18 protein-coding genes are annotated in these 18,414 nt (G+C 66.9%); 10 read left to right on the top strand and 8 right to left on the bottom strand.

Features of this window, described 5'->3' with window-relative positions:
* Positions 1-37 precede the first annotated feature (37 nt).
* Complete coding sequence (locus AC3WUT_RS24655; RefSeq protein ID WP_492349699.1) at positions 38-1,660, bottom strand: AMP-binding protein; 1,623 nt, start codon at positions 1,658-1,660, stop codon at positions 38-40.
* Positions 1,661-1,835: 175 nt separating this feature from the next.
* Between AC3WUT_RS24655 and AC3WUT_RS24650 the strand changes: the two genes are divergently transcribed.
* From AC3WUT_RS24650 to AC3WUT_RS24640, 3 genes are all read left to right on the top strand, one after another.
* Complete coding sequence (locus AC3WUT_RS24650; protein ID WP_492349698.1) at positions 1,836-2,489, top strand: TetR/AcrR family transcriptional regulator; 654 nt, start codon at positions 1,836-1,838, stop codon at positions 2,487-2,489.
* Positions 2,490-2,582: 93 nt separating this feature from the next.
* Positions 2,583-3,875, top strand: coding sequence for a branched-chain amino acid ABC transporter substrate-binding protein (locus AC3WUT_RS24645; RefSeq protein ID WP_492349697.1), 1,293 nt, complete (start codon positions 2,583-2,585; stop codon positions 3,873-3,875).
* An 87-nt stretch (positions 3,876-3,962) separates the two neighbouring features.
* Positions 3,963-4,439 (top strand): Lrp/AsnC ligand binding domain-containing protein, encoded by a 477-nt coding sequence (locus AC3WUT_RS24640; RefSeq protein ID WP_492349696.1) that lies wholly within the window; start codon positions 3,963-3,965, stop codon positions 4,437-4,439.
* Between the two features lie 165 nt (positions 4,440-4,604).
* Here the strand turns inward: AC3WUT_RS24640 and AC3WUT_RS24635 are convergent, their stop codons facing one another.
* The 3 genes from AC3WUT_RS24635 to AC3WUT_RS24625 form a co-directional block, all read right to left on the bottom strand.
* Positions 4,605-6,035, bottom strand: coding sequence for an aldehyde dehydrogenase family protein (locus AC3WUT_RS24635; protein WP_492349713.1), 1,431 nt, complete (start codon positions 6,033-6,035; stop codon positions 4,605-4,607).
* 22 nt (positions 6,036-6,057) lie between these two features.
* Positions 6,058-8,154 (bottom strand): PQQ-dependent dehydrogenase, methanol/ethanol family, encoded by a 2,097-nt coding sequence (locus AC3WUT_RS24630; RefSeq protein WP_492349695.1) that lies wholly within the window; start codon positions 8,152-8,154, stop codon positions 6,058-6,060.
* A gap of 298 nt (positions 8,155-8,452) precedes the next feature.
* Positions 8,453-9,178, bottom strand: a complete 726-nt coding sequence (locus AC3WUT_RS24625) for a YggS family pyridoxal phosphate-dependent enzyme (protein WP_492349694.1) — start codon at positions 9,176-9,178, stop codon at positions 8,453-8,455.
* 46 nt (positions 9,179-9,224) lie between these two features.
* Here AC3WUT_RS24625 and AC3WUT_RS24620 point away from each other — a divergent pair, with 46 nt between their 5' ends.
* The 4 genes from AC3WUT_RS24620 to AC3WUT_RS24605 all read left to right on the top strand — a co-directional run bounded on the left by AC3WUT_RS24620 (position 9,225) and on the right by AC3WUT_RS24605 (position 13,107).
* On the top strand, positions 9,225-10,268 hold the full coding sequence (locus tag AC3WUT_RS24620; protein ID WP_492349693.1) for a type IV pilus twitching motility protein PilT: 1,044 nt from the start codon (positions 9,225-9,227) through the stop codon (positions 10,266-10,268).
* A gap of 51 nt (positions 10,269-10,319) precedes the next feature.
* The gene (locus AC3WUT_RS24615) at positions 10,320-10,949 is read left to right on the top strand and encodes a cyclic nucleotide-binding domain-containing protein (protein ID WP_492349692.1); all 630 of its coding nucleotides are present in this window, start codon (positions 10,320-10,322) and stop codon (positions 10,947-10,949) included.
* Between the two features lie 29 nt (positions 10,950-10,978).
* A complete protein-coding gene (locus tag AC3WUT_RS24610) occupies positions 10,979-12,115 on the top strand; it encodes a PilT/PilU family type 4a pilus ATPase (RefSeq protein ID WP_492349691.1) in 1,137 nt (378 codons plus the stop codon).
* 77 nt (positions 12,116-12,192) lie between these two features.
* Positions 12,193-13,107, top strand: coding sequence for an NAD(P)-dependent oxidoreductase (locus AC3WUT_RS24605; RefSeq protein ID WP_492349690.1), 915 nt, complete (start codon positions 12,193-12,195; stop codon positions 13,105-13,107).
* A gap of 78 nt (positions 13,108-13,185) precedes the next feature.
* Here the strand turns inward: AC3WUT_RS24605 and AC3WUT_RS24600 are convergent, their stop codons facing one another.
* From AC3WUT_RS24600 to AC3WUT_RS24590, 3 genes are all read right to left on the bottom strand, one after another.
* Positions 13,186-13,836: a BON domain-containing protein gene (locus tag AC3WUT_RS24600; RefSeq protein WP_492349689.1), complete on the bottom strand. Its 651-nt coding sequence runs from the start codon at positions 13,834-13,836 to the stop codon at positions 13,186-13,188.
* The gene (locus tag AC3WUT_RS24595) at positions 13,833-14,429 is read right to left on the bottom strand and encodes an SIS domain-containing protein (protein WP_492349688.1); all 597 of its coding nucleotides are present in this window, start codon (positions 14,427-14,429) and stop codon (positions 13,833-13,835) included. The genes AC3WUT_RS24600 and AC3WUT_RS24595 overlap by 4 nt, the downstream gene beginning before the upstream one ends.
* Positions 14,430-14,523: 94 nt before the next feature.
* Entirely contained in the window at positions 14,524-14,928 is a 405-nt protein-coding gene (locus tag AC3WUT_RS24590) for a YraN family protein (protein WP_492349687.1), read from the bottom strand.
* Here AC3WUT_RS24590 and rsmI point away from each other — a divergent pair.
* Positions 14,928-15,857 (top strand): 16S rRNA (cytidine(1402)-2'-O)-methyltransferase, encoded by a 930-nt coding sequence (rsmI, locus tag AC3WUT_RS24585; protein WP_492349686.1) that lies wholly within the window; start codon positions 14,928-14,930, stop codon positions 15,855-15,857. The two genes, AC3WUT_RS24590 and rsmI, sit on opposite strands and share 1 nt — an antisense overlap.
* Positions 15,858-15,860: 3 nt before the next feature.
* On the opposite strand, the gene AC3WUT_RS24580 is transcribed toward rsmI, so the two are convergent.
* Positions 15,861-17,015 (bottom strand): LysR family transcriptional regulator, encoded by a 1,155-nt coding sequence (locus AC3WUT_RS24580; protein WP_492349685.1) that lies wholly within the window; start codon positions 17,013-17,015, stop codon positions 15,861-15,863.
* Positions 17,016-17,310: 295 nt separating this feature from the next.
* Here AC3WUT_RS24580 and AC3WUT_RS24575 point away from each other — a divergent pair, with 295 nt between their 5' ends.
* Positions 17,311-17,766: an Lrp/AsnC family transcriptional regulator gene (locus AC3WUT_RS24575; RefSeq protein WP_492349684.1), complete on the top strand. Its 456-nt coding sequence runs from the start codon at positions 17,311-17,313 to the stop codon at positions 17,764-17,766.
* 132 nt (positions 17,767-17,898) lie between these two features.
* Positions 17,899-18,414: an OmpA family protein gene (locus AC3WUT_RS24570; protein WP_492349683.1), complete on the top strand. Its 516-nt coding sequence runs from the start codon at positions 17,899-17,901 to the stop codon at positions 18,412-18,414.

The following is an 18,414-nucleotide window of genomic DNA, read 5'->3' as shown; positions in this document are numbered from 1 at the left end:
CGGTTGAAACAGAAATGCGGGACGGCACGAATGGCAATCAAGCCACGTCGCGCAGCAGGCGGCGCAGCACCTTGCCGGCCCCGGTGGCGGGCAGCGCGTCGATGAAGCGGACCTCGCGCGGGGCCTTGTAGGGGGCCATGTTGTCACGCGCCCATTGCAGCAGCTCGGGCGCCTCCAGGGCGAGACCGGGCTTGCGCACGATGAAGGCCCGCACCACCTCGCCCTTGTCGGGGTCGGGCACGCCCAGCACGGCGGCCTGGGCCACTGCGGGGTGCTTGATCAGGATGGTCTCCACCTCTTCGGGAAACACGCTGTAGCCCGAGACCTTGATCATCTCCTTGAAGCGGCCGATGAAGGTGAGGTAGCCCTCGGCATCGAGCCGGCCCATGTCACCCGTCCAGACCCAGCCCTGGCGCAGGGTCTTGGCGGTGGCCTCGGGCTGGTTCCAGTAGCCCTTGAAGTTGCCCGGGCTGCGCAGGGTGATCTCGCCCACTTCGCCGGGGGGCAGCGTGGCGCCGGTCTCGGGGTCGACGATGCGGATCTCGTTGCCGGGCACGGCTTTGCCGTGCGCGCCCCAGCGGATGGCGTCATGCGGCATGTAGGTGTCGACCGTGTGGGTCTCGCTCAGGCCGTAGGCGGCCTCGAAGCTGGTGCAGTTCGGGGCCAGGCCCTGCCATTGCCGTGCCAGGGCCTCGGTGAAGGTGATGCCGAAGCTGGTGACGGGGTTCATGCGCAAGGCCGAGAAATCGAGCTCGCGCACACCGGGCACCTGCATCACCGCCACGTTCATGGGGGCAATGCTGTACCACCAGCTGACGCGGTGCCGGGCCAGCGCCTGGGCCGTGGCCACGGGGTCGAAGCGCTGCAGCAGCACCGTGGTGGCCCCGGTGTAGATCGGCACGTTGATGCCCATCACCATGCCGGCGATGTGGTACAGCGGGGCAATCGCCAGCAGCACGTCATTCGGGGTCACGACGTTGCAGTTGGCGGCCGCCGCGGTCTTGAACAGGGCATTGCCGTAACTCAGCATGGCCCCCTTGGGCAGGCCGGTGGTGCCCGAGGTGTAGGTCATCAGGGCTACGTCATCGAGATGGATCGTCACCGGCGCGGGCTGGCCGCCCGCATCGAGGGCCGCCTGGAAGTCTTCGCAACCCTCAGGCCGCGGCAAAGGGTTGTCGCGCAGGGCCAGCAGCTCCGGCGGCACATCCAGGGCCGGGTCGGCGGGCAGCCAGGCAGCCTGGCGCACCATGAAGACCTGCTGCAACGCCGTCTGGGCGCGCACGCGCTCGACCACGGGCAGCAGGCTGTCGGCCGCCACGATGACCCGGGCGCGCAGGTCGTTGAGCTGGTAGCTGAGCTCGTGCTCCTTGTTGAGCGGGCCGCAGGGGCAGACGATGGCGCCGATCTTCTGGATGCCGAAATGCGCCACCACGTACTGCGGGCAGTTGCCCAGAAACAGGGCCACCGGCTCACCCGGCTGGACCTGCAGTGCTTGCAGGCGCGCGGCAAAGGCGTCACTGGCGCGGTCGATCTCGGCCCAACTGAGGGCGCGCCCGTACCAGAGGTAGGCCACGGCCCCGGGCCGCTCGCGCGCGTGGCGACGCAGGTGTTCGTGCAGCGGAACTTCGGCAACAGCGGCGGGCTGGGCGGTCGGGGCCATGGTGTCTCCTTGGGTGTGATGGGGCTTGCCGGGGCTTTCCTGGGAAGAAGCCGGCCCGGGCGGGCATCAGGGTTAGCGATAGGAATGATGCCTCGCAAGCGGCTTGCCAATATATACCGGCAGGTAGAACAATGCTACCCAAAGGTAGAACCCGCGCGACAGGCAAAATCTGGCCATGAGCAAAAAATCAACCCCTCCCCGTGGCCGCCAGAAGGCCGATACCGCCCGCACCGACGAGAAGCGCGAGAGCATCCTGCGCGCCGCCGAAGGCCTGTTTGCCGAGCAAGGCTATGCCAACACCACCATTGACCAGATCGCCCAGCGCCTGGGGGTGACCAAGCCTTTCGTCTACTACTACTTTCACAACAAGCTCGAGATCTTCGAGCAGCTGTCCTGGCGCCCTGCGGTGGCCTGCTTCACCAGCCTGGACTTTGCCGACGATGACCCCCGCCCCGCCCATGAAAAGGTGACCGAAGGCATCGAACGCTTGATCCGCGCCACGCTGGCGCACTACCCTGCGGCCTTTTTCCCCTACCGCGAGCCCCAGGTCTACCGCCCCGAGTACCTGGTGGCCCAGAAGAAGCTGGCCAACCACTTCTACGACCGGCTGTGCGCCCTGCTGGAGCAAGGCCGCGAAGATGGCATGTTCGATTTCGACGAGACCCGCATCACCGCCCTGGCGGCCTGCAGCCTGCCCGGCTTTCTGTACAACTGGTACCGCCCCGATGGCCGCATGAGCCCCGAAGAGCTGGTGCAGACCTTGGCCCCGCTGGCCTGGCGCGTGCTGGGGCTGCGGCGCAGCCGCCGCCGCGGCGCAGCGGCCGCCTGAACCGGCGGGATGCAGCATGAGATCGGCCGGTCGGATGGATTCCTTCAGGCGCCCCATCGGGTCGCCCTCTCACCCCCCCAACGGAGACACCTCATGAACCATCCCCCGCGCCGAGTTGGCCGCCACGCACTCAGTGCCGCCGCCCTGCTGCTGACAGGCCTCGCCGGCAACGCCTGGGCCGCCCCGGCCGACGCGCCTTTCAAACTGGCGTACATCGATCCGCTGTCCGGGCCCTTTGCCAATGTGGGCGAGCTGATGCTCACCCACACCCAGTTCGCGATCGAAGAGATCAACGCCAAGGGCGGCATCGCGGTGGCCGGCCGCAGCCCCGTGAAGCTGCAGCTGCTGCAGTTCGACAGCAAGCTGTCGGCCCAGGAAAGCCTGAGCGCCTTGCAAGCGGCCATCGACCAGGGCGCCCGGGCCATCGTCACCGGGGGCTCGGGCTCCTCGGTGGTGGCGGCCCTGGTGCAGGCCGTGGCCAAACACAATGAACGCAACCCTGATCGGGCGGTGCTGGTGCTGAACCACTCCTCGATCGACCCCGACCTGACCGGCAAGTCGTGCAACTTCTGGCATTTCCAGTTCGAGGCCAACACGGCCATGAAGATGAAGGCGATTGCCAACACCATCAAGAAGATGCCCGAGGTCAAGAAGGTCTACCTGCTGAACCAGGACTATGCGCACGGCAAGCAATGGGCGCACTACGGGCAAGAGCTGGTGGGCCTGGCGCGGCCCGACATCCAGTTTGTGGGTGAGACCCTGCACCCGATCGGGCGGGTGAAAGACTTTTCACCCTATGTGGCCAAGATGAAGGCCGCGGGCGCCGATTCGGTGATCACAGGCAACTGGGGCCAGGACATGACGCTGCTGCTCAAGGCGGCGGGCGATGCTGGCTATGGGCTGCGCTACTTCAACCACAGCGCGGGCTCGATCCCGGGCACCGTGCTGGCCGTGTCGCAGGCCAAGCTGGGGCAGCTGACCTGGGTGGCCGAATGGCACCCCGGCGAGGCCGACACGCCCCGGGTCGACGCCCTGGCCAAGGCCTACAAGGCGCGCACCGGCAAGGATTTTCTGGCCCCCCGCATCGACATGACCCCGCGCTTCCTGGCCGCCGCCATCCAGAAGGCGCAATCCCTGGATGCCGCCAAGATCGCCCGTTCGCTCGAAGACCTGACCCTGGACACCCCGGTGGGCCCGGTGCGCATGCGGGGTGAAGACCACCAGGCCCTGCTGCCCCAGGTGGTCAACACCATTGCGCCAGTCGATGGCAAAACCGTCAAGGTCGGCTGGGAGGGCACGAACTACGGCTTCCGAACCGATGCGATGTACACCGGCAACGAGCTGGCGCAGGGCACCGAGTGCCGGATGGTGCGGCCGCAACCGTGAGCGCTGTGACCGCAACGCCCCCTGCCCTGGCGGCCAAAGCCGCCTGAGACACCGCACAATCGGGGGCTGCCCTGCCTGCCCCTGACCATGAGCGATACCCCCACCGATCTCGACCGCATCGACCTGCGCATCCTGCAAGTGCTGCAGGAAGACGGACGCATCTCCAACCTCAAGCTGGCCGAGTCCGTGGCCTTGTCACCCACGGCCGTGCTGGCCCGGGTGCAACGCCTGACCCGCGAGGGCTACATCCTGGGCTACGAGGCGCGGCTCAACCCGCTCAAGCTGGGGGCCGGCATGATGGTCTTCGTGGAGGTGCTGCTGGACCGCACCACGCCCCATGTGTTCGAAGAATTCCAGGCCGCCGTGCAGATCCGCCCCGAGATCATGGAATGCCACATGGTGGCCGGCGGCTTCGACTACCTGCTCAAGACCCGCATGGCCGACATGGCCTCGTACCGGTCGTTTGCGGGCTCGGTGCTGTGGCAGCTGCCCGGGGTGCGTGAAACACGCACCTATGCGGTGATGGAAGAGGTCAAGAACACCACCCGACTGAAGCTGCTTTAGGCCCCACCGGGCAAGCCAGGATCGGCCCGCCGGGCTTGCGAACGGGCCGGCGGCCTGGGTTGAGCAACGCGTTCAATGCGCCTGAACCACAGGGCCGCCAAAGCCGCCGCCCTGATGGCCCGGCCGCATGGGCTCCATCGGCAACGGCTCAGTCTCGGCAATGGCTCAGCGGGCCAAGGCCCCCATGATGGCCTTGACCTCCAGGAAATCACGGAAGCCGTGCTCGCCCCACTCGCGCCCGTTGCCCGATTGCTTGTAACCCCCAAACGGCGCCGCGAAGTCGGCGCCTGCGCCGTTCAGGTGAACCATGCCTGTGCGCAGTTGCTGGGCCACCCGGCGTGCATGGTCCAGGCTGCCCGACTGAACGTAGCCCGACAGGCCGAATGGGGTGTCGTTGGCCAGGCGGATCGCCTCCTCTTCGCTGTCATACGGGATCATCACCAGCACCGGGCCAAAGATCTCTTCGCGCGCAATGGTCATGTCGTTGCGCACGTCGGCGAACACGGTGGGCTTGACGAAAAAGCCCTGGGTCAAGCCTTCCGGCCGGCCGATACCGCCGACGACCAAGGTGGCGCCTTCGGCGATGCCTTGCTGAATCAGGCCCTGGATCTTGCTGAACTGTGCCTGGCTGGCGACCGGGCCCATGTGCATGCCCTCGGCCAGCGCGTCGGCCACCGGAGTGGCCTCTGCAACGGCCTTGGCCAGGGCCATGGCCTGTGCCTGCTTGGCACGCGGCACCAACATGCGCGTGGGCGCGTTGCAACTCTGGCCCGAATTCATTAGCACGGCTTGCACCCCCTGCTTGACGGCCTTGTCGAGGTCGGCATCGTCCAGCACGATGTTGGCCGATTTGCCCCCCAGTTCCTGGGCCACCCGCTTGACCGTCTCAGCCGCGGCCTTGGCCACGGCAATGCCCGCACGGGTGGAGCCCGTGAAGGTCATCATGTCGATGTCAGGGTGAACCGACAGCGCATGCCCCACCGTGAGGCCGTCGCCGTTGACCAGGTTGAACACGCCGGGGGGCACCCCCGCCTCGTGCAGTACCTCGGCCACCAGCAAGGCGTTGAGGGGCGCCATTTCAGACGGCTTGAGGACCATGGTGCACCCCGCGGCCAGGGCCGGTGCGACCTTGCACATGATTTGGTTGATGGGCCAGTTCCAGGGTGTGATCATGCCCACCACGCCCACCGGCTCGTGCACGATCGCCGTGGTGCCGTGCACCTGCTCGAACGCAAAGTTCTTCAGCACCTCCAGGGTGGTGGCCAGATGCGCCACCCCCATCGCCGCCTGCGCCGCCTTGGACAACCACAGGGGTGCGCCCATTTCCAGAGAGATGGCCGCCACGATGTCGCCGTAGCGCTTCTGGTAGACCTCCAGCACCCTGCCCAGCAGGGCCAGGCGCTCTTCGCGCGTGGTCTGCGAGTAGGTGACAAAGGCGCGCCGCGCGGCGGCCACGGCCCGGTTGACATCGGCGACGCCCCCCATGCTGATCTGCGCACAGACCGCTTCGGTGGAGGGGTTGACGACGTCGTGGGTCGCCGGTGCGGCGGGGTCGACCCACTGCCCGTCGATGTAGAACTTGAGGGGGTGTTGCACGGTCATGGGGTCTCCTTGGGGGTTATTGAGCGCTGGGGGGACGAATGGCGTCGGCGGTGCCCTGGATGAAGGCCTTGATCGCCTCCACCTGATCCGCCGTCAGCTTGCCGGTGAAATCAGGCATGCCGCGTGAGGTGGCCGGCCCGTTGAAGATGAAGCTGGGCAGGTGCTCGATGTAGTCTGCGTCGAGGTAGGCCAGATTGGGCAAGGCGCCGCCTTTCTGGACGCCAGGCACGCCGTGGCAGACATAGCAATTGGCCAGGTACAGACCCATGCCTTCAGGCACCTTGGCGGGGTCGTACTTCACGCCTTGCAGCAACTTGCCAGCGCGATACGCCACAAAGTCAGGCAGCTTGGCGCCGCCCCCCAGCGCAAAGGTATAGACGGTGCCGGGCATCTGTTTGTCTGAGGCGCGGTCCGCCAAACCGTAAACGCCCCCCCACCCCACGGCGATGGACACGTATTGCTGGCCGTCCACCAGGTAGGTGCTGGGCGCGGCCACGACGCCGGTACCCACCGGGCTCTCCCAGAGCGTCTTTCCGCTGGTGGCGTCATACGCCACAAAGCGCCCATCGGCCGTGCCCTGGAACACCAGATTGCCGGCCGTGGTCAACGTGCCACCGTTCCAGGGTGAGATGTGCTCCACGCGCCAGACTTCTTTCTGGCGCACGGGGTCCCAGGCGAGCAGACGGCCCATGGGTTGGCTCTTGGGCGGCTCGGCGGGAATGATCTTGGCGGTGTTCCAGCCCGTGCCCGATCCCAGGGCCATGGGCTGCAGTTGATTGAACTTCCAGCCTGGATCATCCACCAGCGCCGCGGGAATGTGCTGCGCGGGCAGGTACACCAAGCCGGTTTGGGGGTTGTAAGACATGGGGTGCCAGTTGTGTGCGCCGTTGGGGCCCGGCACGGCGTCGGGGTCGCGTCCGTCGCGCGCCGCCGCAATGCCAATGGGGCGGCCGTTCTTGTCGTAGCCCTTGGCCCAGGTCACCGGCACGAAGTTCTTGGCGGAGATGAACTGGCCATTGGTGCGATCCACCACAAAGAAGAAGCCGTTCTTGGGCGCGTGCAGGATGACCTTGCGCCGTTTGCCGCCCAGCAGGATGTCCGCCAGGATCATGGGCTGGGTAGAGGTGTAGTCCCAGTTGTCCGAAGGCGTCTCCTGGTAATGCCATTTGTACTTGCCTGTGTCCGGGTCCAGCGCCACGATGGAGCCCAGGTACAGGTTGTCGCCCCCTTTGGGGCTGCGCACCTTGGCCGACCACGGCGAGCCATTGCCCACACCGACGTACATCGTGTTCAACTCGGGGTCGAAGACCATGCTGTCCCACAGGGTGCCACCGCCGCCCGCCTTCCAGTACTCGCCACTCGGGTCCCAGGTTTTGGCGGCCGCCCTCAACTCAGGCGTCTCGTAGGGCTGGGCCGGGTCGCCTGGGACGCTGTACCAGCGCCAGCGCTGCTCGCCCGTCTCGGCGTCGTAGGCGGTGATGAAGCCGCGCACGCCGAATTCGGCGCCGCCGTTCCCGATGATGACCTTGCCCTTGAACACACGCGGTGCGCCCGTGATCGTGTAGGGCCCGGGGTGACCCTCCAGGGTGTTTTTCTCCCACACCACCGCACCGGTGGTGGCGTCGAGCGCGATCAAACGTCCGTCAAAGGCGCCCACGTAGACCTTGCCTTTCCAGAGCGCCACACCGCGGTTGACCACGTCACAGCACCCATTCTTGCCCCGAGCGGGATCGATCTTGGGGTCGTAGCTCCAGATTTTCCGCCCTGTGCGCGCGTCGATGGCGTGCACCACGCTCCACGACGCGGTCTGGTACATCACGCCGTCGACGACAACCGGTGTGGCCTCCACGCCGCGCGTGGACTGCAGGTTGTACGACCAGACCAGACCCAGTTGCCGGGCGTTGCCGGCATGGATCTGGTCCAGTCGGCTGTAACGGGTCTCGGCGTAGTCGACACCGGTGGAGGGCCAGTCGGGTGTCTTGAGTTGGTTGGCGCGAATGAAGGCTTCGTCGACACGCTTCACGGCCTCCGTGTGCGGGCGGGCATCTTCCTGGGCCAGGGCAGAAAACGCCCACAAGCTGATGAACAGTGCGGGCAGTGCGGTGGCAAGCATGGTGTCTCCTGGGTGGTGTGTCGCAAGTCCGCTCGCGGCACCAGCGCCTCAGAAGTTGGGATGACCGGCCACGCTGGGGGCGCCCGCCATGCTTTCTGGAGCATTGGTGCTCCGCGATGGAGCCAGCCGAAGATCATGTCTCTGCCCAGCGCACTCGACCGGCTGCGCGCGCCCACACCCGCCGAGCGCGCCGCCATGGCGCATCGCCGGTACTTTGTGCAGAGGGATGCGCCGATCAGCCCATGAGAATGAGCACGCGCCGAAGCGCGGTGTCCACAGGCCGTGGCCCGGCCGGGGCTCAGGCCACGGGGTAGCTGCGCCCGCCGAAGATGGCCGTGCCCACGCGCACCATCGTGCTGCCGGCGTGGATGGCGGCCTCCAGGTCACCGGTCATGCCCATGGACAGGGTGTCGAATTGGGCCGCCCCGGGCAGACCCGCCGCACGCACCGCATCGAACAGGGCCCGGGCGCGCAGATGCACCTGCTTTTGGGCCTCGAAATCGGCCTGTGGCTCGGGAATGGTCATCAGCCCGCGCAGGCACAGGCGCGGCAGCAGCGCCACCTCGCGGGCCAGGGCCAGCACCTCATCGGGCGCCACGCCCGACTTGCTGGCCCCGCCGTCGATGTTGACCTGCAGGCAGATCTGCAGCGGGGGCTGGTCGGCCCCGCGCTGCTCGCTCAGGCGCTGGGCGATCTTCAGCCGGTCCACCGAGTGCAGCCAGTCGAAATGGGCCGCCACCAGGCGGGTCTTGTTGGATTGCACCGGCCCGATGCAATGCCACTCGGGGCGAGGGCGCAGGGGCTCGGGAGGGGCGTCCAGGGCCTCGATCTTGGCCACGCCTTCTTGCAGGTAGTTCTCGCCAAAGGCGTGTTGGCCGGCTGCGGCGGCCTCGCGCACCGCGTCGGGGCCAAAGGTCTTGGACACGGCCAGCAGGCGCACGCTGCCCGGCGCGCGCCCGGCTGCCTCGCAGGCACGGCGGATGCGCTCCTGCACAGCTTGGAGGTTGTTACCAATCATCGTCATAATTACCTGCGAGCGTAGCAAACTATCAAGTGGAAAGAGGGATTCCGTGGACATCACCCAGTTGCTGGCATTCAGCGTCAAGAACAAGGCCTCCGACCTGCACCTGTCGGCCGGCCTGCCACCGATGATCCGGGTCCACGGGGATGTGCGCCGCATCAATGTGGATGCGCTTGACCACAAGACGGTGCACGCCATGGTGTACGACATCATGAACGATTCGCAGCGCAAGGCTTACGAAGAGTTCCTGGAGGTCGACTTCTCGTTCGAAATCGAAGGCCTGGCCCGCTTCCGGGTCAATGCCTTCAACCACCAGCGTGGCTCGGGCGCGGTGTTCCGGACCATTCCGTCCAAGATCCTGACGCTGGAGCAACTCAACGCACCCAAGATTTTTGCCGACCTGTCGCTCAAGCCGCGCGGGCTGGTGCTGGTGACCGGGCCGACCGGCTCGGGCAAGTCGACCACGCTGGCGGCCATGGTCAACTTCCTCAACGAGAGCGAATACGGCCACATCCTGACGGTGGAAGACCCGATCGAGTTCGTGCACGAATCCAAGAAATGCCTGGTCAACCAGCGCGAGGTGGGCCCGCACACCCTGAGCTTCAACGCGGCCCTGAAATCGGCCCTGCGTGAAGACCCGGACGCCATCCTGGTCGGTGAAATGCGCGATCTGGAGACCATCCGACTGGCCATGACGGCGGCCGAGACCGGCCACCTGGTGTTCGGCACCCTGCACACCTCGAGTGCGGCCAAGACCATCGACCGGATCATCGACGTGTTTCCGGCCGAAGAGAAGGAAATGGTGCGCGCCATGTTGTCCGAGTCGCTGCAGGCGGTGATCTCGCAGACCCTGTGCAAGACCAAGGACGGCCAGGGCCGCGTGGCGGCGCACGAGATCATGGTCGGCACCAGCGCCATCCGCAACCTGATCCGCGAGGCCAAGGTGGCGCAGATGTACTCGGCCATCCAGACCGGCAACAGCGTGGGCATGCAGACCCTGGACCAGTGCCTGACCGATCTGGTGCGGCGCAATGTGATCAGTGCAGCCGAAGCCCGCAGCAAGGCCAAGACGCCGGAAAACTTCCCGGGCTGACGCTCTTCACGCCCAGAACAACACCACAAAACAAAAGCAAGGGAGTCACCCATGAAAGGCATCCTCGGACTGCTCAGACAGAAGACCGCACCCCGCCCGGATGACCCGCAGGACTCGGTTCTGTTCTCGACCGCCTTTGCCGGCCAGGGCGTCGACTCGGCCATGCTGGTGCCCTGGGAGGCCCGCGCGGTCGAGGTGGGCGCCAAGCGCCTCTCGTCCGCCCAGGGCAGCAAGATGCTGCAGGGCCTGTGGGCGCGCGACAAGTACATGGCGCAGTTGCCGGCCGACGGCATCGAGCGGATGGAGCGTTTCTTCGACTTTGCCACCGTGCCGGCCAACCGCGACCTGATCCTGCAGGACGAGTACGGCAACTTCATGGTGGTGTTGCTCAACGGCGCCATCGCGGTGGACCGGGTGCAGCCCTGGGGCGAGCACCTGCGCCTGGCCGAGACCCGGCCCGGCGACATCCTGGGCGAGATGTCGCTGCTCGACAGCGGCATCCGGTTCTCGGCCTGCACCACCCTGACGCCCTGCGACGTGGCGGTGCTCAGTGCCGACACCCTCGACGAAATGATGACCCAGGCCCCTCAACTGGCCGCCAGCCTGGTCGCCCTGCTGGCCCGCAAGCTCTCACTGCGCCTGCGCGTGGTGAGCGCCCGGCTCAGCGACCACCAGAAATAGACACAGCCCCCACAGCAGGACATCTCCACATGGAACGCGATCAGGCGAGCAAATTCATCAACGATCTGCTCAAGCTCATGGTGAGCAGAAACGGCAGCGACCTGTTCATCACCGCCGAGTTTCCACCGGCCATCAAGGTGGACGGACGCATCACCAAGGTCTCGCCTCAGCCGCTGACCTCGGTGCACACGGTGGCGCTGGCCCGCTCGATCATGAACGACAAGCAGTCGGCCGAGTTCGAACGAACCAAGGAATGCAACTTCGCGATCTCGCCGGCCGGCATCGGGCGCTTCCGCGTCAACGCCTTCCTGCAACAGGGCAAGGTCGGCATGGTGTTGCGGGTGATCCCGATGACCTTGCCCACCATCGACGACCTGGGCCTGCCCCAGGTGCTCAAGGAAGTGGCGATGACCAAGCGCGGCCTGTGCATCATGGTGGGCGCCACCGGCTCGGGCAAGTCGACCACGCTGGCCTCGATGGTGGACTGGCGCAACGAGAACTCCTACGGCCACATCATCACGGTCGAAGACCCGGTCGAGTTCGTCCACCCGCACAAGAACTGCGTGGTCACCCACCGAGAGGTGGGCTTGGACACCGACAGTTGGGAGGCCGCACTCAAGAACACCCTGCGCCAGGCGCCCGATGTGATCCTGATGGGTGAAATCCGCGACCGCGAAACCATGGAACACGCCGTGGTGTTCGCCGAGACCGGCCACCTGTGCCTGGCCACCCTGCACGCCAACAGCGCCAACCAGGCGCTCGACCGCATCGTGAACTTCTTCCCCGAAGAGCGGCGCGACCAGTTGCTGATGGACCTGTCGCTGAACCTGCGCGGCATGATCTCGCAGCGCCTGATCCCCAAACAGGACGGCAAAGGCCGGGCCGCCGCGGTCGAGGTGATGCTCAACACCCCGCTGATCTCCGACCTGATCTTCAAGGGCGAGGTCTCCGAGATCAAGGAGATCATGAAGAAGAGCCGCAACCTGGGCATGCAAACCTTCGACCAGTCGCTGTTCGACCTGTACGAGAGCAACGTCATCACCTACGAAGATGCATTGCGCAACGCCGACTCGCTGAACGACCTGCGCCTGCAGATCAAGCTCAACAGCCAGCGCGCCCGCAACCAGGACCTGTCCGCCGGCACCGAGCACTTCGCCATCGTCTGAACCCCGCGCCGCCGGCCCCCATGCCGGGGGCCGGCGGCTTTTCTTTTGCCAAACCCCATCCACTCGCACTGATCGCCATGTCCAGCACCAACGCACGCACTTACGAAGCCACCCCCTCGCTCAAGGTCGCCTTTCTCGGCCTGGGCGTGATGGGCTATCCCATGGCCGGCCACCTGGCCCTGGCCGGTCACCAGGTCACGGTGTACAACCGCACACCCGCCAAGGCCGAGGCCTGGGTGAAGGAGTTTGCGGCCACTGCCGCCCCCCGTGCGGCAGCCACCCCCCGCCTGGCCGCGCAGGACGCCGACCTGGTGTTCTGCTGCGTGGGCAACGACGACGACCTGCGCTCGGTCACCCTGGGGGCCGACGGCGCCTTCGCCGGCATGAAGCCGGGCGCCGTGTTCATCGACCACACCACGGCCTCGGCCGAAGTGGCCCGCGAGCTGGCCCAAGCCGCCCGCCAGATCGGCCTGCGCTTTGTCGATGCCCCGGTGTCGGGCGGCCAGGCCGGGGCCCAGAACGGGCTGCTGACCGTGATGTGTGGCGGCGAACCCGCCGCCTTTGATGCAGCCCGCCCGGTGGGCATGGCCTTCTCTCGCGCTTTCACGCTGCTGGGCGAGAGCGGCGCCGGCCAGTTGGCCAAGATGGTCAACCAGATCTGCATCGCCGGGCTGGTGCAAGGCCTGTCCGAAGCCATCGCCTTCGGCCAGAAGGCCGGGCTGGACATGCCCCAGGTGCTGGACGTGATCGGCAAGGGCGCGGCCCAGAGCTGGCAGCTGGACAACCGCGGCAAGACCATGGTGGCCGACCAGTTCGAGTTCGGCTTTGCCGTCGACTGGATGCGCAAGGACCTGGGCCTGGTGTTGGACGAGGCCAAGCGCAACGGCGCCCGCCTGCCGGTGACGGCGCTGGTGGATCAGTTCTACGCCGATGTGCAGCAGATGGGGGGCCGGCGCTGGGACACCTCCAGCCTGATCAAGCGCCTGCGCTGAAGCAAAAAAGCCGGCCCCGGGCCCCTGGGGCCCGGCAGCCGGCCTGGCTGGCCTGAAAGCAGCGCTGCCCGGTACCGATCAGCCGCCCGTCTTGGCCGGCTCGGCGTTCTTGGGCGGGGTGGGCATCTGGTTCTTGAGCTCTTCCTCGGAGATGATCTCGAACAGACGCACCACCTTCTGCACCCCGTCGACGCCGCGGGCGATCTCGGTGGCCCGATTGGCTTCGCGCTGGGTCACGCGGCCCATCAGATAGACCACCTGGCGTTCGGTCACCACCTTGAACGAATTCGAGATCAGGTCGCGCGCATCGACCAGGCTGGCCTTCACCTTGCCCGAGATCAGGGCATCGCGCGAACGATCGCTCAGGGGGCTGGCAATGCCGACCACCAGTTCGTTGTAGACGCCGCGCACGTTCTCGATGCGCAGCACGATCTGCTCGGCCTTCTGCTTGGCTTCGGCCGTGGTGGCCTCGCCGGTCAGCAGCACCTGGCGGTTGTAGCTGGTGACATTGACATGCAGGCCGTCGCCCAACGCCTCATGCAGGCGGTTGACCGAGCGCAGCTCGATGCCTTCATCTTCCACCTGCGCGCCGGAGGTGCGACGATCGGTGGCGACCATGCCGGTCATGACGGCCCCCCCGGCCACCAGCGGGAAGCAGGCCGTGAGTTGACTCACCAGGGCGGCGCCGGCCAGGGCAGCCAGGGCCACCCGTGTCAAACGTTGATTCATGTTGGAAGCTCCTGTTCACCAAGTAATTGGGCGTCCACCCCGTCGCAGATGCAATGCAGCACCAGCAGGTGGACCTCCTGGATGCGCGCCACGCGCTCGTGCGGGACGCAGATATGGACATCGGTTTCACGCAGACCCGCGCCCAGCGCACCGCCACTGCGGCCCGTCAGGGCGACCACGGTCATGTCGCGTTCATGGGCTGCCTCGACGGCGGCCTGCACGCTGGGCGACTGGCCGTCGGCCGACAGGGCCAGCAGCACGTCGCCGGCCAGGCCCAGGGCACGCACCTGGCGCGCAAATACCTGGCGGAAATCCTGCTCGGCCTGGGCGCTGAGGGCGGCCGCGTCGGTGCCCAGCGCCAGCGCAGCCAGCTCGGGGCGTTCGCGTTCGAACTGGCCCACAAAACTGGCGGCCGCGTGCTGGGCCAGGGCCGAGGAGGCGCCATTGCCGCAGACCAGGACCTTGCAGCCGCTGGTGACGCAGGTCATGATCGCCTGCACGGCGTCGGCAATGGGCTTGCTGAGGATCTGCGCCGACTGGTATTTCAGGTCGGCACTGTCGATGAAGTGCTGTTGGATGCGTTGCTCGAGCATGGGCGCCGATGATACCCCCGCACCATGACGGCCAGAGGGCTGAAACCAGGGTTGTCGGGCGGGTCAAGTGGCAAGGCGCCCCAAGGCGGCGGGATCACGAGGCATCGAACGCCGCCTGCAGCCAATGCACGGTGCCTGGCGCATCGCCCTCGACCGAGACCACGTCGAAACGACAGGGTGGCGGCGTGGCCAGGCGCATCAGGTAGTGCCGCGCCGCCAGCACGATGCGGGCCTGCTTGGTCACCCCCACGCTGGCGGCCGCGCCGCCATGGGTGTTGGCCCGCCGGTGCCGCACCTCGACGAAGACCACCGTGCCATCGCGGGCGCGCATGATCAGGTCGATCTCGCCGCCACCGCGCCCGGGCGTTCGATAATTGCGCTGCAGCAGGCGCAAGCCCGCCGCCTGCAGATGCTGCAAGGCCTGCTGTTCGGCATGTTCGCCCAGCGCCCGCGTGGTCGGGCGGGCCGGCGCAGCCGGCTTCTTTCCAAGGAATCCCATTGAGCGCATCTTTTGCTTCTGCCCTGAGTGCCGCCCGCGAGGCGGCAGCCCCGCAGCATTACCCCCAGGGTACCCTTTACGTGGTGGCGACGCCGATCGGCAATCTGGCCGACATGACCTTGCGTGCACTGCATGTGTTGCAGTTGGTCGACGCCGTGGCCTGCGAAGACACCCGCCACACCCAGGCCCTGCTGCGGGCCTATGGCATCGACCGGCCTGGCGCCCAGTTGCTGGCCGTGCACCAGCACAACGAGGCCGAGGCGGCCCAGATGGTGATCGAGCGCCTGCAGCGTGGCGAGCGCATCGCCTACGCCAGCGATGCCGGCACCCCGGCGGTCAGCGACCCGGGCGCCCGCCTGGTCCAGGCCGTGCAGGCCGCCGGCCTGCGCACCGTGCCCCTGCCCGGGGCCAGCAGCGTGACCACGCTGCTGTCGGTGGCCGGTGTGGCGGCCCAGGCGCAACAGGCCAGCGGATTTGTGTTTGCCGGCTTTCTGCCCACCAAGTCCGGTGAGCGCGACCACGCCGTGCAGGCCCTGGCCGCTGAAGCGCGGGCCGTGGTGGTGCTGGAGGCCCCGCACCGCATCGAAGACCTGGCACGCGCCCTGGCCGTGCTGGGGCCGCGTCGCGTCACCCTGGGGCGTGAGCTGACCAAACAGTTCGAAGAGGTGGCCACCCTGCCCGCCGAAGGCCTGAGCGCCTGGCTGGCTGCCCAGCCGCAGCGCACCCGAGGCGAGTTTGCCGTGCTGATCCACCCCCCCGAAGCCGTGGTGCAGGACCGTGGTGACGAGCTGCGCGTGCTCAAGCTGCTGCTGGCCGAGCTGCCCCTGAAGACCGCCGCACGGCTGTGCGCCGACATCACCGGCGGCTCGAAAAACGCGCTCTACCAGGAGGCCCTGGAGCTCAAGAAAGGCCTGCCTTCCGAGGATTGAGGCTCAGCCCGGCATGCCGGGCAGGGATTTTTTGCGCCCGGGCTTGCGCGGGGCCTCTGGCGCCACCGGGCCGGCTCCAGCGTCAGCACCACCGCCGGCCTCGGCGGACACCTCCGCGCACGGCAAGGGCTGCAGCTCCTCGCAAGTCAGGGGATCGACTTCGGCCGATCCCGGCGCGCCAGGCGGGCAGGGAGACAAGGCCCCAGGCACGATCTGCGGCACCAGCGAACTGGTGGGCCAGGTGCGTTCAGCCTCGGCCAGCATCCAGCGGGTGCGTTCAATCAAAAAGTCCAGGAACGCCCGAGTGCGCGCGGGCACAAATTTGCGGCTGGGCATGGCGGCATACAGCGTGAAGCGGGCCGTGATCCACGGTGCCAGCACACGGCGCAGCTGCCCGATTCGCAGGTAAGGCGCAGCCAGGTCCATGGGCAGGGCACACACGCCCGCGCCATTGAGGGCCGCCTGCAGCACGGTGTCGGTGTGATCGGCCACCATCACGGGGTCGACCTGCACGTCCAGCACGCGATCGCCGTCATCAGGGTTCATCAGGCGCCACACGCCAGGGCGCATGCTGGGCAGACGCAGGCGCAGACAGGCGTGGTTGCGCAGGTCTTCGGGCTGACGCGGCGTACCCGCCGCGCGCAGGTAGCGCGGCGAAGCGCAGACAATGCCCACGCTCGACACGATGGGCCGGGCAATCACGTTCGCGTCGTACTCGCTGCCCGCGCCCAACAGGGTGAGGTCGAAATCTTCGATGGCCAACTCGCTGGCTGAGGCGGTGTGGATGTCCAGCGAGACCCGCGGATGCAGGCGGCGAAACTCGGCCACCTGGGGGGCCAGGATGTGCACCGCCATCACAGGCTGGGCCTGGATGCGCAACAGGCCCGCCACCTCCTGGGTGTGCTCGCGCATCGAGGCCTCGGCCTCTTCGATGTCGCTCAAGATCAGCCGCAAGCGGGTCAGGTAGGCCTGGCCGGCCTCGGTGAGCGCATTCTTGCGGGTGGTGCGTTGCAACAGCCGTGTGCCCAGGTGCTGCTCCAGGTCGTCCACCAGGCGCGTCACCACGGCGGGTGAGAGGTCCATGCGGCGGGCGGCGGCGGCAAAGCCGCCTTCGTTCACGACGGCCTGAAAAACCTTCATTGACTGCAGGCGGTCCATGGGGCGGCTCCAGAAATGGTTGACGTAGCAAAACGCTCATTATTTCTGAAACCGCCCCCTTCGGGCCCGTTAAATGGCAGGCCTTCAACCCAGGTTGGCTGGTGAATTGCAGCGCAGGTCCCCATGCCGGCGGTCACCGGCAGGGCTCCCCCTGAGGCAGCCGGGCCGATCAGCCCTTCGCCATGACCACAAGTTTGCCTGCGGGGCAGCCGATTCACATTCTGTTTTTCGCAAAGATTGATCTTGAAACAGAAAATTTTTCTGCGATTTCACGAATCACCCTAGAATTTTCCGAATGGACAGAATAGACCGAAAAATCCTTCAGGTGCTGCAGGCGGATGCCCGCACCAGCCTGCAAGACATCGGGCAGGCCGTGGGCCTGAGCCCCTCACCCTGCTGGGGACGCATCCGCAAGCTCGAAGAGGCCGGCGTGATCGAGGGCTACACCGTGCGCCTGAACCCCCAGGCCCTGGGCCTGAACGAGACCGTGCTGGTGCAGGTCACCCTGGACAGCCACTCGGACAACACGCTGGAAAAGTTCGGCGAAACCCTGGCCGCCATCCCCGAGGTGGTGGAGGCCCTGCTGGTGTCGGGCGAGTACGACTACCTGCTCAAGGTGGCAGTGCGCGACACGCGCGACTACGAGCGCTTTCTGCGCGAGCGCCTGTACCAGATCAAGGGCATTCGTCACAGTCAGTCGCGTTTTGTGTTGCGCACGCTCAAGAAAGCCGATCTGCCGCTGGGCCTGTGACGCACGGCCGCCGCCTGGCTTGTTTATGATCGCGGGTTGCGCCCGGCGTGCCATGGCCGCCCAGGGCTCTGAATTTCAGCCTGTCATCCATTCAACCCGGATCCGAACCGGATCCCCCACCCAGGAGACCCCATGTCCAGCAGCCAAGACAACGACAGCCAACAACGATTTGCCCTCGGTTTTCTCGCCGTCCTGATCCTGCTGGTGGTGGGTTCGGTGGTGGGCACCGTGGTCGGCAAGTTCGGCGTCCGCCACCCGGCCCCCGCCGCCGCCGAAGCACCTGCTGCTGCCGCCGACGCCGTGGTGGTGGAAGTGGCCTCGGTCAAGGTTGAGGACGGTGTGGTCAAGTTCTTCTTTGCCACCAACAGCGCCGACGTGGCCGAAGGTGCGCAGCAAGCCCTGGCCGAAGTGGCCCAAGGCCTGGCTGCCGGCCGCAAGGCCGCCATCTCGGGTTTCCATGACGCCACCGGCTCGGTCGAGCAGAACGCCGAACTGGCCAAGCAACGCGCCATCGCCGTGCGCGAAGTGCTGAAAGCCCTCGGCGCCAGCGAAGAAGCCATCGAACTGCGCAAGCCCGAAGTCAGCACCGGCACCGGCAGCGAGGCCGAAGCCCGCCGCGTGGAAGTGATCCTGCTGCCGGCCAACTGA

This window comes from Curvibacter sp. EU05-FHT14A10, from assembly GCF_058791075.1.
This window is presented reverse-complemented; position numbering and strand designations above follow the sequence as displayed.

Excerpts from the sequence above, each read along its gene's own strand:
- AC3WUT_RS24655 (WP_492349699.1), bottom strand. The coding sequence starts at position 1,660 with ATGGCCCCGACCGCCCAGCCCGCCGCTGTTGCCGAAGTTCCGCTGCAC.
- AC3WUT_RS24650 (WP_492349698.1), top strand. The coding sequence starts at position 1,836 with ATGAGCAAAAAATCAACCCCTCCCCGTGGCCGCCAGAAGGCCGATACC.
- AC3WUT_RS24645 (WP_492349697.1), top strand. The coding sequence starts at position 2,583 with ATGAACCATCCCCCGCGCCGAGTTGGCCGCCACGCACTCAGTGCCGCC.
- AC3WUT_RS24640 (WP_492349696.1), top strand. The coding sequence starts at position 3,963 with ATGAGCGATACCCCCACCGATCTCGACCGCATCGACCTGCGCATCCTG.
- AC3WUT_RS24630 (WP_492349695.1), bottom strand. The coding sequence starts at position 8,154 with ATGCTTGCCACCGCACTGCCCGCACTGTTCATCAGCTTGTGGGCGTTT.
- AC3WUT_RS24625 (WP_492349694.1), bottom strand. The coding sequence starts at position 9,178 with ATGACGATGATTGGTAACAACCTCCAAGCTGTGCAGGAGCGCATCCGC.
- AC3WUT_RS24615 (WP_492349692.1), top strand. The coding sequence starts at position 10,320 with ATGAAAGGCATCCTCGGACTGCTCAGACAGAAGACCGCACCCCGCCCG.
- AC3WUT_RS24610 (WP_492349691.1), top strand. The coding sequence starts at position 10,979 with ATGGAACGCGATCAGGCGAGCAAATTCATCAACGATCTGCTCAAGCTC.
- AC3WUT_RS24605 (WP_492349690.1), top strand. The coding sequence starts at position 12,193 with ATGTCCAGCACCAACGCACGCACTTACGAAGCCACCCCCTCGCTCAAG.
- AC3WUT_RS24600 (WP_492349689.1), bottom strand. The coding sequence starts at position 13,836 with ATGAATCAACGTTTGACACGGGTGGCCCTGGCTGCCCTGGCCGGCGCC.
- AC3WUT_RS24595 (WP_492349688.1), bottom strand. The coding sequence starts at position 14,429 with ATGCTCGAGCAACGCATCCAACAGCACTTCATCGACAGTGCCGACCTG.
- AC3WUT_RS24590 (WP_492349687.1), bottom strand. The coding sequence starts at position 14,928 with ATGGGATTCCTTGGAAAGAAGCCGGCTGCGCCGGCCCGCCCGACCACG.
- AC3WUT_RS24580 (WP_492349685.1), bottom strand. The coding sequence starts at position 17,015 with ATGGACCGCCTGCAGTCAATGAAGGTTTTTCAGGCCGTCGTGAACGAA.
- AC3WUT_RS24575 (WP_492349684.1), top strand. The coding sequence starts at position 17,311 with ATGGACAGAATAGACCGAAAAATCCTTCAGGTGCTGCAGGCGGATGCC.
- AC3WUT_RS24570 (WP_492349683.1), top strand. The coding sequence starts at position 17,899 with ATGTCCAGCAGCCAAGACAACGACAGCCAACAACGATTTGCCCTCGGT.